A 16192-nucleotide genomic window follows, 5' to 3' on the forward strand; every position below is an offset into this window, starting at 1 on the left:
GTGACTCTTCCTTTATTCCGGATAAACAATATAATCAACCAGCGCTGCCGGTGTAGTCGCCGCATCAGGTGAAATCTCACCCACTTCAACCACATTGCCTGCTTCAACAATTACCTTTTTCGCAGCCAGAGCAACCAGCGGATTAAAATTCTGAGCAGACAGTTCATACACCAGATTACCCAACTTATCTGCCGTTTTTGCTTCCACAATGGCCAGATCAGCCTGTAATGGCAATTCAAGCAGGTATTCCTGTCCATTTACCGCGATTTTCTGTTTGCCTTCTTCGACAATTGTTCCCAATCCAGTAGGTGTCAGCACACCACCCAAACCTGCGCCGGCAGCACGAATCCGCTCTGCCAGCGTACCCTGCGGTACCAGTTCAACTTCAATCTCACCGGCAATCATTTTCTTACCGGTTTCCGGATTAGTACCGATATGCGAAGTAATAACTTTTTTGACACGATTATTCGTAATCAGCGGGCCGACACCGGTTTCTACAAACGCAGTATCATTTCCAATAATAGTTAAATTCTTAACCCCTGAATCCAGAATAGCCTGTACCAATCTGGCGGGGGTACCGATTCCCATAAAACCGCCAAACATAATGGTCATTCCATCCCACAGATGATTTTTTACATCCGCTAAACTGAGCTGTTTTGTTTTCATACTCTTCTAACCTGAGATAAACCAAAGACCGGACAAATACATAACAACTGATTTTGTTATAGATCTATGACAATATTTGATTTGCCGGCGATACCCTGAAAAGCACCGCCGGCAAGTGATTAATTACTCAATGTCCATATCCAGAATTGCTGCACTCAAACCTTTACCATGCATATCATGTGCCAGCGTACGGGTAACACCGCCACCCAAAGCACCATACATAACAAAATTCAGTGCACCAATATTCGGTAATTCATAGCGCACGACATCACCAGTCACGATGTCTGCAAAAAACGCTTTAACCTTTTCCGCAGTCACTGCTGCTTTAATACGTTCATAATCTTCAGGTCGATAAGCAATTACCGAAATATTTGAAGTATTACCTTTATCACCAGTACGAGAGTGTGCAATTTCACGTAACTTCATTATCAAACCTCCAGATAGTCAATACTGGTTGTCACCAGATTACGGGGAATAAATGTTGAATCCATAGCCACAATTTCTTTTACAGATTTCATAGCACCGCCGCCGCCGGCCGGACCATTGGTATATAAAGCTTCAACTTCATTACCCACAACTGCTGCCGCAGCTTTAGTTGCGAAACGTCCGGCTACACGCACACGAACTTCATACGGCTGGCTGCTCTGTGACAAAGTTGCACCGTGCAGAGAATCAATACCAATCAGATCAAAACGCACCTCTTGTGGTTCTGCATGTGCGATTTCAAACCGCTCTTTTACGATGGCCAGTGCCAGACGACCGCGCTCTACCGCTCCCGGACCGGCATAGCTCATCTCACCCTCACCAATAAAACCATCTTCATAACCTACAGATACCTTCAGCGTCTCAGGACGGGCACGACCTGTACCGCCAGTAACAGCAACACGGTCTTTACCTACTTGTGTAAAGGTTACCTGCGTGAAATCTGCGGTGACATCCGGTGTTTTATATTCATCCGGGCGATGAATTTCATACAGCATCTGTTCCTTACAGGTATCAGGAGTAACCATGCCGCCAGAGCCCTCAACTTTAGTAATTACTGCATCACCATCGGCACTGATTTCGGCAATCGGAAAGCCCAGACGTGCCAGATCAGGTACATCGCGGTAACCCGGATCAGCAAAATAACCACCAGTAATCTGGCCGGCACACTCAAGCAAGTGTCCCAGAATAGTGCCCTTACCCAGATGCTCCCAATCTTCTGCACCCCATTTAAACTCATGCATCATGATTGACAGGAACAGAGACGGGTCAGAAACACGGCCGGCAATAACAATATCAGCACCATTGTCCAGCGCCTGTACCATTGGTTCAGCGCCGATATAAGCATTGGCTGAAACAATTTTCTTACCGCATTGTGAAACCGGTTTTTGTAACTCATCCAGTGGCAGATCCTGCTGCATAACCTGTTCGTAAACATCATCGCCTTCAATAATGGCAATTTTCAGATTTTTTGCGCCCAGAGAACGTGCGATTTCGGCAGTTACTTTGGCTGCTGCACGCGGATTGGCAGAACCCATATTAGTAACAATCTTGATTCCCTTTTCCAGACAGGCCGGTAATACTGCCTGCATACGCGCTGCCAGTAATTCATTAAAACCGGTTTCCGGATTATGCTTTTTCTGGCGCTGACCGATAGCAATCGTGCGTTCAGCCAGACATTCAAATACCAGATACTGAATATCCCCTTTTTCCGCCAGCTCTACAGCCGGTTCAATCCGGTCGCCACCATATCCGGCACCACAACCAATTCTGATTTTTTTCATATGTCATATCCTTTTTACATTCAACAACTTAAAAACAACCTGTTTATATCGGGAATACTCCGAATAACATCGCACCTACAGCCATCACGATAGAAGCCAGCCAAAGTATCGGAATAGAGAATTTCTGATGGTCAGCCAAATCCACGCCGGACAGACTGCACAACAGGAAGGTAGCCGGAGTCAGCGGACTAACCGGGAAACCAGTAGTCATCTGTCCAAGTAAAGAAGCCTGAGCTACCTGAATAGGCGGGAAACCACCAATATTGGCCACCACCGGCATAATGCCGAAATAATAGGAATCAGGGTCAAACACCAGACTCAGCGGCATTGCTACCAGACTGACAATAAACGGAATATGAGAAGACAAACTATCAGGTACAAAATGACCGGCTGAATTTGCCATAGCTTTGAGCATACCGGATTCACCCATAATGCCTGTGAACACACCGGCAGCAAACAAAATGGATGCCATCATCAGCGCGCCCTTAGCATGAGCATTAATCCGTGCAGATTGTTCAGCAGGCTTGCGGTAATTTAATGTCAGCGCAATACAGCAGGCCACCATAAAAATAACCACTGGTGATATTTTTGTGGCTACCATACCCGTAATTACCAGAATCACCAGAGTAATATTCGCCCAGAATAAATGCGGCCGACGCAGCTTTTGCTCTTCTTCGGTTAATTCTTTTGGCGCAAAATGTGTTGCTGTTTCTTCATTTTCACCACCGATTACTGCACCAGCACCGGCTCCGGCCAGACCTAAGCGTTTTTCTTCTTTGCGTCCCCAGTACCAGCCCATAAACACCATAAATGCCAGCCCGCAAATCTGCGCCGGAATCAGTGGCGTAAACAGATCATGTGTAGATACCTCCAGTGCTGCGGAAGCACGAATCATCGGTCCGGTCCATGGCAGGAAATTTACACCGGCACTCAGTGCTGTAATCCCGGCAAGAATTCGCTTATCAATACCAAGTTTGTTATATAAAGGTAGCATGGCCGGTACTGTAATCAGAAATGTCACTGCTCCGTTACCATCCAGATGCGCAATCAGTGCCAGAACACCAGTACCAATAATAATTCTCTTGGGATTAGTACCTACCACCTTCAGAATCTTGGCAATAATCGGATCAAACATCCCGGCATCACTTACCACACCGAAGAAAATAATGGCAAACACAAACATCGCTGCCATAGGTGCCAGTTTGGATATTCCTGTTACCACCATTTTTGGTATAACGGTGTAATGAGGTACTACATCCAGACTACCCTGAAACAACGGTACGATATATAGTGCGATTACAGCCCCTAGAATAGGAATAATAATCAAAGCGACTATTGGCGATAACCGCTTGCTCATAATGCAAAATAGCAAAGTTGCAATAGTTAATATGCCTACTAAAGCCAGCATAAGAATCCCCTTTTTGGGTTATTATTAAAAAAGAATAAATGAATAAATATTTAAGAAAGCCTTTGCATTCTCACCATAACGACACACCCTGTCTAATCGATAATAAAAATCGATTAATAAACAAATTCGATAAATCCGGCAGCATATGAAAAATTTGATAAAACTCAATATGTATTAACGCTAAATATGCTATTGTAGATAGCAATATGGATTAAAATACGGCAAATAATGCTATATGAATATATCAATCAAGCAGATAAAAGCCTTTCTGGCGCTGGTAGAAGAAGATAACTTCACTCGTGCAGCCCAGAAGATCCATTTGTCTCAGCCTGCATTCAGTAGCCTGATTGCCAATCTGGAACAGGAAATCGGCTACCGCCTGTTTGACAGGGATACCCGTAAAGTTCAGCTTAATGAAGACGGAATCCACTTCATCAAACTGGCACGTGAACTCATGTTTGCCTATGAGCGCACTACCAAAGAAATCCGCTCACATGCCAATAATCATAAGGAAAAACTGGTACTGGCAGTTATGCCGTCTATCGTCGTACAATGGGTTTCACAGCTGCTGGCTACTTTTCATCATCAGCATGCCAATGTCCAAGTTGAATTACTCGATACACAATGGGATTTGTGCCTGCAAGCCCTGTTACAAGGACATGCAGAACTGGCGTTAACCGCAAAATCTCCCTCTTTAACTGAAATTTCTGCTGAGTTCCTTTTTTCTGACAAGTTCCATCTCATATGTCATATCAATCATCCACTGGCCAGCAAAGCAGATATTGAATTAAAAGATTTACTAGAATATGGCATGATTGGATTTACTAAAGGCACCAGCATTCGCCATTTTGTTGATAAAATTGTAGATTTATTCGGAATAAATTATGTAGTAGAAGTTAGCCAGCTCACCACCATGATGGGACTGGTAGCGGCTAATTACGGCATTGGCATAGTGCCGAGATTAACATTATTTCAATTTGAACATAAAAATCTCGTAGTCAGAGATGTCAGAGACATGAATCTGGAACGGTCCATTTATCTGATTAAACATAAAGAACGCAAACTATCACCGCAGGCTGAGAATTTTTATCATCACATTAAAGCCAATATATTCAGAGACTAAAAAGTATATGCAGATAGCTAATACTATCTGGATGCAGCGGTAGCCGGTACAGCACGACGATATTTAGAAGCTGGGTTCGAATTAATCGTTACACCACTGACACTAATATCATTTTGCAATTTTTCATAAGTTGCCTTACCAATGCCTTTTACTCGCATAATATCTTCCGTGGAATGAAAAGGACCATGCGCATTACGATAATCAATAATTGCCTGCGCTTTAACTGCACCAATATTCGGTAAAGATTGTAACTGCTGTGAAGAAGCAGTATTAATATTAACAGCAGCCCACACTGAAACCATAGCAAACAACAGTACCAGAATCATACAAATCTTTTGCACTCTGTATTCTCCTTTGATTGATAAGATGTGCTGATCAAATCATACTTATAAATTGACAATAGCATAAAATATAGACTCAAATTATGCAATCATTATTTTAATTAATAAAAGTACGATACTATTATGAATATCCCAACTTAACTATCCCTTTTTCAAACCATCAAAATCAGATAAAAACAGTCTTTCCTTGAAAGGTTTGTGCAGATTCAGGATAATTCGCACTGGATAACCTTTGTCTCTTGCGGCGGAGTACAGTCCATTAACTCACATCGCTATCGCAACCAGCAATTCCCTCATCAAAAGGCAACTTCATGGCTTCACATCTCGCTAATGCTATTCGCTTCCTGGCAATGGACGCAATTGAACAGGCTAACTCAGGGCATCCGGGCGCACCAATGGGTATGGCCGAAATGGCTACTGTAGTGTGGCGCGAATTCCTGCAACACAATCCAGCTAACCCCAAGTTTTACAACCGCGACCGTTTCATCCTTTCGAACGGACACGCATCCATGCTGCTGTATAGTCTGCTGCATCTGAGCGGTTACAATCTCAGTATTGAAGATCTGAAAAACTTTCGCCAGCTGCACAGTAAGACCCCGGGACATCCGGAATATGGCTACACTGATGGTGTAGAAACCACAACCGGACCACTTGGACAAGGAATTGGTAATGCCGTTGGTATGGCACTAGCAGAAAAAATTCTGGCTGCCCGATTTAATAAACCGGGCTTGAATATTGTTGATCACCATACTTACGTATTTGTCGGCGATGGCTGTCTGATGGAAGGAATATCCCATGAAGTATGTTCACTGGCCGGCACGCTTAAACTGGGCAAACTCATTGTTCTGTATGATGACAACAACATCTCAATTGATGGCAAAGTAGACAATTGGTTCAGCGAAAACATTCCTGAACGCTTTACCTCTTACGGCTGGCACACAGTTGCCAATGTAGACGGCCATGATGAAGCTGCTATCCGTGCAGCCATTACCGCAGCAAAAGCCGAAACCGAGAAACCATCAATTATCTGCTGCAAAACCAGAATCGGCAAAGGTGCCGCTAACAAAGAAGGCAGCCATAAAACCCATGGCGCACCATTAGGTGCCGAAGAAATTGCCGCTACCCGCGCTGCTCTGAACTGGACACATGGACCATTTACCATTCCGCAGGAAATCTATGACGACTGGAGTGCGGTTAAAGCCGGTACTCAACTGGAACAGCAGTGGCAAAATCTATTTAACCGGTATCAGCAACAATACCCTGCTGAAGCAGCTGAATTTATTCGCCGCATGGACGGTAAACTGCCGGAAAATTTTGCAGAACACGTTCAAAATGCATTAAATGAAATATGCAGCAAAGCTGAAAAAGTGGCCACCCGCAAAGCCAGTCAGAATAGCATCGAAATTCTGGCACAAATTCTACCTGAATTTGTAGGCGGATCTGCAGATCTTACCCCCTCAAACCTGACTAACTGGTCTGGCAGTACTGCCGTGACAGCCACCAGTGGCGGCAATTACATCCATTATGGCGTGCGAGAATTTGGTATGGCAGCCATTATGAATGGTTTGAGCCTGCACGGTGGTATCAAACCATTCGGAGCTACTTTCCTGATGTTCAGTGAATACGCCCGTAATGCTTTGCGCATGGCTGCACTAATGAAAATCAACCCAATATTTGTATTCACACACGATTCTATCGGCTTGGGAGAAGATGGTCCGACACACCAGCCGGTTGAACAAATTGCCACCCTGCGTCTGATTCCGAACATGAGTGTATGGCGACCGTGTGACAGTGCCGAATCACTGATAGCGTGGGCAGATGCCGCCGCTGCAACCAATCACCCCAGTTGCCTGATATTCAGCCGTCAGGGGTTACCATTTATGCCCCGAGATAACCAGCAGCTAGCCAATATCCGTCGTGGCGGCTATGTACTGAAAGCACCCGATACAAAGGCTGCACAGGCAGTACTTATTGCCACAGGATCTGAAGTGGAGCTGGCTATCAATGCTCAGAGCAAATTAGCTGAACAAGGTATTGCCACAACAGTTGTATCTATGCCTAATACCCATATCTTTGATCAGCAGGATCAAGCCTACCGTGACAGCGTCTTACCTGCTCATCTGCCTCGTATTGCCATTGAAGCCGGTGTCAGTGATTCATGGTACAAATACGTGGGTACGAATGGTGCCATTATTGGTATTAATCGTTTTGGTGAATCCGCACCAGCTGAGAAACTCTTTCAGGAATTTGGTTTCACTATCGAACAGGTTGTTGAAGTAGTGAAAAATATCATTTAAATGAGCATATAAAAAAACGCCGGCATTGTTTGCCGGCATTTTTTATATCATTATGATAGATTTAATCTTTTACATTTATATGACGTGTTTCCGGCATCATCAGAATAGCTATTACAGATAATAAACTGGTACCTGCTACATAATAAGCCGGCGATACTGCACCAAAATGCTTGATCAGCCAGGTAATCACAAATTGTGCCGTACCACCAAACAAAGTTATACTAATAGCATAAATTAGTGATACAGCGGTTGCGCGTAGTTTAAACGGTATCATTTCCGGAATAGCCACTAAACTACTGGCACCGCTCATCCCTGTTAACAACGTTACCATCATTGTTACCAGCAACAGCATCGCCACACTTTCAGTTTTTACCAACAGATAAAACATCGGCACAATCAGCAACATTAAAGCCACCCGTGGCCATAATATAATACTTTTACGACCATATTTATCAGCCAGCATACCTGCCAGTAATGAAAACACAAACATCATTAACCCACCCGAAGTAGTGCAGATTTGCGCAATATTTGGCTTAAGTTTAAATGTATCGATAGCAAAAGTAGTCATATAATTACCTACCTGAGCGGTAATAGCCGTCGACATCAGCACCATAACTCCCAGTATCACCTCGTTCCTATAACGGGAAAATATGATTTTTATCATCTGAGTACCACTGTGATGAGTCGGTTCTTCCAGTGTTTCCGGTAAGGCTCGGCGAATATACAGAGCAATCGGAATTAATACCAGACTTATCAGAAAAGGGATGCGCCAGCCCCATGCATTCAACTGTTCCAGAGTCAGAATACTGGAAACAGTAAAACCAACCAAACCACCAACCACTACCGCAATTCCCTGACTGGCCATTTGCCAGCTGGCATAAAAAGCACGTTTATCTGGCGGAGCAGATTCAATCAGCATTGCTGAAGCCGGACCTACTTCTCCACCTAAAGCCAGCCCCTGAACCATACGTGCAATAACCACAATAACAGGAGCTGCAATCCCGATCACCTCATAGCTGGGTGTAACAGCCAGTCCCAGTGTTCCCAGCGTGATTAATGCCACAGTCAGCATCATCGCTGCCCGACGACCTTTCTTGTCTGCATAGGCACCAATAAGTAAACCACCCAACGGTCGCGTAAAAAAACCGACACCATATACAGCTACTGCAGCAAGCAAACTGGTGTATTTATCATTATTGGTTGAGGGAAAAAATGATTGCGCAATATACACTGCAAAAAATGAATAAATAATAAAATCATAAAATTCCAGTGCATTCCCTGCCACCGCCGCCGCAATCGCTTTCGCCGGTGGCTTATTATGCTCTATAGCTACTTGTCCTGTATTCATATCATTACTCCAATTATTTTATTAAATATTCAAATCTGATTTATTTTAAAAAGCGCTCAGCCAGTGCTACCCAGTATGTCGCACCAATAGCTATATTTTTATCATTGAAATCATAATAAGGATTATGCAAATCAAAACCCGAAGCAGCATCCACTTCTTTCAGACCATTACCAATAAACAAATAACTTCCCGGACATTTTTCCAGCATAAATGCAAAATCTTCACTTCCGGCCATTGGTTCAGTCTGATCGACAATATTTTCTTCCGCTACCACTTCACGTGCTACTTGACGCGCAAACTGAGTTTCTTTACTGGTATTAAATACAGGAGCATATCCATGCTGATAATCCACTTCAGCCACAACATTAAAGCTTTGTGCCTGAGCCTGAGCGATGGCCACAATACGTTGCTGTAACAGCTTACGTACTTCAGGCTTGAAGCAACGCACAGTCAGCTTTAGTTCAGCCTGTTCAGGAATTACATTATTCGCCACACCGGCATGAAACATACCCACTGTAACCACAGCCGAATCCAGCGGACTGACATTACGTGACACAATTGTCTGTAAAGCCATTACGATAGAAGAAGCAGCCACAATCGGATCATGCGTATTGTGCGGTTTCGCGCCATGCCCGCCCACACCTTTTACTGTAATAGTGGCCACATCAGATGAAGCCATCATCCAGCCATCATAAAAATGTAACTGTCCCTGCGGATAACCCGGCATATTATGCATACCATATACGGCATCACACGGATATTTTTCAAACAGACCATCAGCAATCATCCGCATAGCACCACTACCAGATTTGCCATATTCCTCCGCCGGCTGAAAAATCAGATTCAATGTACCATTAAACGATTTTCTGCTGGCTAATACCTTAGCCGCAGCCAGTAGCATTACAGTATGTCCATCATGACCACATGCATGCATTTTGCCTGTATGCTGGCTTGTATGCGCAACACCGCTTTCTTCAGTAATCGGCAATGCATCCATATCAGCCCGAATACCAATCCGTCTGTCACCATTTCCAGCTTGAAGTTGCGCTACCAGACCTGTACCACCAATACACCGTTCAACTTTATATCCCCATTGCTCCAGCAAACCGGCAACTTTATCGCTGGTTCGATTTTCTGCAAAAGCCAATTCAGGGTGTTGATGAATATCATGACGCAGCTGAACAAAAGTACTTAACTCAGCTTCAATCAGCTCATGAATTTCTTTCATAAACATACCTTTACATTTTTAATGAATTAAGAAGACTATAGCTTAACAAACAAAATTATTATTGACAAAACAAAATAATTTAATACATTGTCTTATAAGATTAATTTTTTAAGTATATTTAAAACAAAATATGAATAATAAAAACCAGTTATTTATATAACCCAAAAGAATAGTTTTCAATATTAATCTGTTTTGTCTCTTTTACATTAAAAAATCTAAATACCCGTCTGATGACAGAACAAAAAATGCACTTTTTAAAATTTAAAGTGCATTTTTATATTGAGAAAAGATATTTAAATTAAACCGTGATTTAAAATATTTTTAACACAAGTTTTAATCATTCTTTAATTTTTACATTAAAAAACAATACAGTTATCAATCCTACCATTGCCAATATGGGCAAAAACCATAAATATCGCCAAGTTACCGGAAAATAACTCAGACGTAACACTCCATTAAAATCAGACGGTACGGAAACCTGTACCAATGAACCTGAACTATCTGCAGTAACAGATAATATATGATCATTAATATTAGCAGAATAACCATACCACCATAAACGCGGGAATATCAGAGTAATATTATCTTTATGCTCTGGAATCTGAACCCAATCTGTATTATTTTCGTGTTTCACAATTCTGACACCAGCTATATCAGGATATACAAAGGGAGAATTATTTTCCCACCCTTTTGTCAGAGTAAATGGTAACGATACATACAAATCACTACGGCTATCTGCTGATTGAACTTCACTATATCCGCACTGCTTAAACTGATGACTAAAGGCAGCATAATCATCCTTATTAACGATAATAGTGCTAATCCGCATCAACACTGCCTGACAAACATTGAATCCTTTTGCACTCTGTAAAATATTCTCCAATGCCTGTTTAGATGTAAAAATACCATGTGCAGACTGATTAACCGGTAATATTTTCTCGAGTCTTTTACTACCTACAGGAGAATAACCATTTATTGATTTAATATCATAAAAACCGAACTGAGCTGAAGCAATATCATTTAATTGCCGGGTTTGTTTTAAATAAATATTTAATGGAAGAGACAAAACATAACCTTGTAAATTAACATTATCTGGTAACTGAATACGTTCAGCTAATTCAGTCTGACGCTGATAAGAACCGCCTAATGTAGGTAATCCGTTAAGGAACAATAATAAAATTAATAAAGTTAAGCCTATCATCCCGTATGAACTTTTTCTCTCTATTATTTTCGGGCTCAATATAAGCAGCCAGACAGAAAAAATTTGCAATACAATATAAAACGGATGAAGATTCCAAGAATTAAAAAACACCAGACAAAATACAAATAGAATAACTAAAAAATATTTTTTATTAAAATTAACTAATATACTTTTTTTAAAATTAAATAAATCATGTTCAAGTAAAAACAGCATCAACACTAAACTCAGAATCAATGTTAATGTATCAAAGCCCGCATAAGCTGGTAAAAATAAAAAAAATCCACCTAAGATAATATATAAAGAAATATAAATTTTTTTATTTAATATTATCTTTTTACCTTGGATAATATGTGCATACTGTAAAATATAGAATACAGCCAGACAGATAAAAAAAGAAATAAAGGGTAAAAATCGAAATGGCCAGCGCAAAGGGCCAAACTGGGATGGCATTTGTGATAAAAGAAAAAATATTATAATTAATGTGGAAAACCATTTCAGAATATTATCTCGTTGCCAAAGTTCTTTGATATTGCGGTAAAAAAATACCATAGGTAAAAATAAAGTAGAAAAACCCAAAGGTACTAACACCAGCCTATAGCTGATATAAGTCATATAATCATAAAAAGTGGGAAAAAACCCCAGAATAATAGTAGACCATGAAGGAATAAAAGTTCTGAGTGAACTATCAAATCCATTTACGCGATTAGTTAAATCATGCGAAAAAATATATTCGGAATAAATTGGGAAAGAAAAAATAAGTGCCAGAATAGCCGGAATACTCAAGTAAACAACTTTATTTAATTTACCTGATTGTTTAAATTCAAAAACCAGAGTTATTCCGACAAACACAGCATAACCTATTACTCCATGTGGCCAGCCGGAAGAAAGCAAAAAAATAACTGATATAAAGTTTAGAATAATATTGATTTTAGAGTAATTTTTTTTAAGTAATAAAAATGTGGCAATAGACACCATTGCCCAAGCCTGTCCGTTTGCCGCATTCCACCAGGCACCCAGATACTGATAAAGAAAGACCGGCTGAATAACTGTAAATGCGGCCAGTGTATAAGCATAACATCTATATAATCTGAATAATCTGGCAATAACCAATGAAGATAGCGAAACCAATACGATATTAATAAAGGCCAGTATCCAGCCAGATAACAGAATATGATGAAAACGAGAAGTAATAAGAGAAACCAGAATATTCTGAGGTAAAAATATACCTTTACCTAAATCAATCATCTCATTACCACCGATATACATAGAGTCAACTATAAAAGGTATTCTCCCTTCTGACCAAATATGGCCAATCTGTCTGAAAAAACCAAGCATTTCATAAGAAGCATCATCAATACAAAAAAAATCACTCTGAAACAGACTACATATAATAATTATTGAAATTGCATAAAATATTGAGAATAACAATGCCTCTTTAACATTTACGTTTTCATTACTCATTATTGGGTTTTCTTTATATTAATATAATTATCATATGCAGCACACATAGCAGTTATATCTGAACATGAAGGTGACCAGTCTAGCAACTGATTAACTTTTGTAATATCAAGCAAAGTATTCTGATCAGCAATGGCATACTGCTCAGGATATAATAATGTCATACCTATTTTATCCAGTCCGGACAGTACCGGTTTAATCAATCTTGCAGGAACCGGTATTAAAAAAGATTTTGAATTAGCGTGTTTGATGATTGCCTCTAACAGCTCTCTGGTTGTCGGAGGATTTAATGAACCCAAATTAAAATTTTCTCTGGGAAAGTTATTTTTACAGGCCTGCAAAGCGGCAGTAACACAATCATCAACACTTACCATTTGATAACGATTAGTACCATTTCCTATCATCGGCACAGGTAAATTTAAAGATATCAGCCTGAATAATTTACCTAATATACCTAAACGCCCGGCACCAGTAATCAGTCTTGGACGAAAAATAGTAGCATTTAATTTTTCATAACTTCGAATTAATTTTTCTGCTTCAACTTTACTGCTTCCATATGGCCCCAAAGGATTTTGGGGATGATCCTCTGATACCGGACATGAATTCACCATACCATAGGTCATATCAGTAGAAAAGAATACCATTCTGGTTGTACCTGCTGCTGACATTACCTGCAAAATATTTTGAGTACCAACAACATTCACCTCAAAAAACCAAGCCTGACGATTTGATCTGGGTACATTATCAGCAAACTGTCGTGCAGCCAAATGATAAACAATATCATCCGGTTGAAGATTTAATTTTCTTATATCCTGAACTGAACGTATATCACCATAAACAAACTGACTCTGTTTTTCCAGAGTGCAATCAGTATAGTTTTTTATGTCAAAATTAACTACTTCATTGCCATTCTGTAATAATTTTCTTATGAGAATCTGTCCTGTGAACCCACTACCTCCGGTAATAATATGACGCAATTTACGCACTCCTGGAAATAATTATGATTCCTATACAAATAGTAATCAAACCTATAATACGAAGCAGATTAACATTTTCATGTAAGAAGAAATACCCGATAAAAGCAGTAATGATATAACCAATTGATAAAAGCGGATAAGCCAGACTCACTTCAGTTTTGCCCAATACAGCCATCCATAAGCCAATACTAATTGCATAAAGGCACATACCAGTAATAAACCATGCATTCAATATTAGGTGATATCCAAAGTAAAAATAATCAGAAGCACTTTGGGGAAACGTCCCAAGTGTCTGCATAGTTTTACGTAATGCAATTTGCGCCATAGCATTTAGTGTAACGCTGATAACTGCAAGCATAAATGTTAATAGATTCACTCTAACTCTTCCAAATCAGAAAACTAAATATATCTGGCTAACAATATAATATATATTATTAAAGTCAGTAAAATCAGACTTTTTTTATCTTGAATAAAAAATACGATTGGATCATCGTGCATTAAACCTCTTTTAGTCATCATCCATAAATTACCAATCAGATAGACCATCAATAATTGTGCCAACCATAATAAAGCAGGAGTTCTATAATAAACAATGGTTTCCGGAGCATTAATATAAAGACCAAAAACAATAATGGCACCAATATATGTACTGATACCTAATGGCCAGAGAATATCTAAATCGGATTTTATATACCCTCTACCGGCAATCGAATTATTCTCATCAGACTTTGAAACTAACTCGGCACACCTTTTCACAGTAGCCAAACTTAAAAATATTAAGACAGAAAATGCCAGTAAAGAGTAACTTAATTCTATATTAGCAACTACTCCGCCTGCTAATATTCTGACGGTATATAAAACGGATAAAACTATTATATCTAATAATATAATCTGTTTTAATCTTAAACTATATAATGTTGTTATTAATAAATATAATAAAAATATACCAAAAAAATATCTTGATATCAAAATAGAAATTAATCCTGCACTCATTAAAAGCAATAAACTTACCCTGAGACCCTGAGCAATCGATAAATTTCCAGAAGCAAACGGTCGATGTCTTTTATTCAAATGCTGACGGTCATTTTCCAGATCCCATAAATCATTTAAAATATATGTTGCTGATGCACCTAAAGAAAAAGCGATAAAAGCAGTAGATACTATTAAAAATTTTTGGAAATCATAAAACTGAAAAGAAGTAAGGAGTGGAACAAAGAGAAGTAGATTTTTCAAACATTGATGTAAACGTATGGCTTTCAGCCATGACACCATTTTTTCATCTTTATTGCTGAACTGTTTTAATACCGGCGTTCCGCTTTGCTTTATTATTTTTATAAGTTTATCAGTTTTATTTCCTGTAACAATAGCTCCGCTAGCCTCTTTCCAAATTGGCAAATCAGCACTATCATCTCCTGCATATATAAATTTTCGTCCGATTTTCTGTTCTATCGCATTAAATTTGTTTATTCCTTTTAAATTTTTTTGTGAATCCGTAGCAATAACATCATCAAAGCAATTCAAAAAATCCGCTACTTTATATGCAATATCTTTATAGGCAGCAGTAGCAAGTATGACTTTTCTTCCTTGTTGTCGTTGCTTTTGTATGTAGTTAACTAATTCATGACGATAAGGTATTTTATCAGCATTAAAATTACTATGTTCATAGACAAATTTTTTAAATTCTGCTTTACCTTGGAAATATATTTTTATTAATTTGAAAAGCTTAAACGGATATAATTTAAGCATACTGATCAGGGTTTCATGTAATGAATCAGTCAGAATTAATGTTCCATCTAAATCCACAACTAACGGAAGACTTGATTCTGTCACTATTTTCCCCTGCATATCGATAAAATAATGCAATAATTTTACATAGATGTTTACTCATCATCAATACAGTTACCTAAAGCATTCATCATGCATAACCGAAACTCAAATTAATGCACAAGTCTACCTGATAGAAACCTACGGCACTCGCAACTACACTCAGTTCGACTACAGCGATCGCAATCAGCAAATCTACTTCCTCTTCGGTCGCGAAACTACCGGACTGCCCCAGGCATTCGCACAGGCACGCGCCGAGCAGTGTCTGCGAATCCCGCAGTCAGAGCACATCCGCTCACTGAACCTGTCCAATGCCGCCGCCATCGTTCTCTACGAAGCGCTGCGTCAGCAGTCCTTCCCATCTCTGGCCTAGATACAGCAACAGCAGCCATTAGGCTGCTGCGGTATTGTTCTCTTCTCAGTACTTAAAGTAAGAAACCCGGCTGACTAATCAACCGGGTTCTTCTATAGGGAGTCTGGCGGTGTCCTACTTTCACATGGGCAATCCATACTATCATCGGCGCTAGGTCGTTTCACGGTCCTGTTCGGGATGGG

At 40.0% G+C, this 16192-nt stretch carries 14 protein-coding genes; 3 read left to right on the forward strand and 11 right to left on the reverse strand.

All coding sequences use genetic code 11. From position 1 onward, the window contains the following. Positions 1-12: 12 nt before the first annotated feature. From atoD to H3V11_RS09760, 4 genes are all read right to left on the reverse strand, one after another. Positions 13-666: an acetate CoA-transferase subunit alpha gene (atoD, locus tag H3V11_RS09745; RefSeq protein ID WP_198224701.1), complete on the reverse strand. Its 654-nt coding sequence runs from the start codon at positions 664-666 to the stop codon at positions 13-15. Positions 667-789: 123 nt separating this feature from the next. After that, complete coding sequence (locus H3V11_RS09750) at positions 790-1092, reverse strand: hypothetical protein (RefSeq protein ID WP_025329974.1); 303 nt, start codon at positions 1090-1092, stop codon at positions 790-792. A 2-nt stretch (positions 1093-1094) separates the two neighbouring features. Beyond that, a complete protein-coding gene (locus tag H3V11_RS09755; protein ID WP_037392080.1) occupies positions 1095-2432 on the reverse strand; it encodes an acyclic terpene utilization AtuA family protein in 1338 nt (445 codons plus the stop codon). Positions 2433-2475: 43 nt separating this feature from the next. Then, the gene (locus tag H3V11_RS09760; RefSeq protein ID WP_025329972.1) at positions 2476-3840 is read right to left on the reverse strand and encodes a CitMHS family transporter; all 1365 of its coding nucleotides are present in this window, start codon (positions 3838-3840) and stop codon (positions 2476-2478) included. A 235-nt stretch (positions 3841-4075) separates the two neighbouring features. Between H3V11_RS09760 and H3V11_RS09765 the strand changes: the two genes are divergently transcribed. Next, positions 4076-4963, forward strand: coding sequence for a LysR family transcriptional regulator (locus H3V11_RS09765; protein WP_025329971.1), 888 nt, complete (start codon positions 4076-4078; stop codon positions 4961-4963). 23 nt (positions 4964-4986) lie between these two features. On the opposite strand, the gene H3V11_RS09770 is transcribed toward H3V11_RS09765, so the two are convergent. Then, entirely contained in the window at positions 4987-5304 is a 318-nt protein-coding gene (locus H3V11_RS09770; RefSeq protein ID WP_244912838.1) for a ComEA family DNA-binding protein, read from the reverse strand. Positions 5305-5615: 311 nt separating this feature from the next. On the opposite strand from H3V11_RS09770, the gene tkt reads away from it, so the two are divergent. Continuing rightward, positions 5616-7601, forward strand: coding sequence for a transketolase (gene tkt, locus H3V11_RS09775; protein WP_198224703.1), 1986 nt, complete (start codon positions 5616-5618; stop codon positions 7599-7601). Between the two features lie 61 nt (positions 7602-7662). Here tkt and H3V11_RS09780 read toward each other — a convergent pair whose 3' ends face one another. The 6 genes from H3V11_RS09780 to H3V11_RS09805 all read right to left on the reverse strand — a co-directional run bounded on the left by H3V11_RS09780 (position 7663) and on the right by H3V11_RS09805 (position 15643). Next, complete coding sequence (locus H3V11_RS09780; RefSeq protein WP_078474608.1) at positions 7663-8949, reverse strand: MFS transporter; 1287 nt, start codon at positions 8947-8949, stop codon at positions 7663-7665. Positions 8950-8989: 40 nt separating this feature from the next. Then, positions 8990-10177: a M20 aminoacylase family protein gene (locus H3V11_RS09785; protein WP_198224705.1), complete on the reverse strand. Its 1188-nt coding sequence runs from the start codon at positions 10175-10177 to the stop codon at positions 8990-8992. Between the two features lie 337 nt (positions 10178-10514). Continuing rightward, positions 10515-12353 (reverse strand): hypothetical protein, encoded by a 1839-nt coding sequence (locus H3V11_RS09790; protein ID WP_198224707.1) that lies wholly within the window; start codon positions 12351-12353, stop codon positions 10515-10517. Positions 12354-12838: 485 nt separating this feature from the next. Further along, on the reverse strand, positions 12839-13813 hold the full coding sequence (locus H3V11_RS09795; RefSeq protein ID WP_084584871.1) for an NAD(P)-dependent oxidoreductase: 975 nt from the start codon (positions 13811-13813) through the stop codon (positions 12839-12841). A 1-nt stretch (position 13814) separates the two neighbouring features. Next, positions 13815-14189, reverse strand: a complete 375-nt coding sequence (locus H3V11_RS12090) for an EamA family transporter (protein ID WP_144235716.1) — start codon at positions 14187-14189, stop codon at positions 13815-13817. Between the two features lie 23 nt (positions 14190-14212). Then, positions 14213-15643 (reverse strand): UbiA family prenyltransferase, encoded by a 1431-nt coding sequence (locus tag H3V11_RS09805; RefSeq protein ID WP_198224709.1) that lies wholly within the window; start codon positions 15641-15643, stop codon positions 14213-14215. A gap of 46 nt (positions 15644-15689) precedes the next feature. On the opposite strand from H3V11_RS09805, the gene H3V11_RS09810 reads away from it, so the two are divergent. Further along, positions 15690-16010, forward strand: coding sequence for a tRNA (cytidine(34)-2'-O)-methyltransferase (locus tag H3V11_RS09810; protein ID WP_198224711.1), 321 nt, complete (start codon positions 15690-15692; stop codon positions 16008-16010). The last annotated feature ends 182 nt before the right edge of the window (positions 16011-16192 follow it).

It is taken from the genome of Snodgrassella sp. W8158 (assembly GCF_016100435.1).
In the GTDB taxonomy this organism is placed as follows: Bacteria; Pseudomonadota; Gammaproteobacteria; order Burkholderiales; family Neisseriaceae; genus Snodgrassella; species Snodgrassella alvi.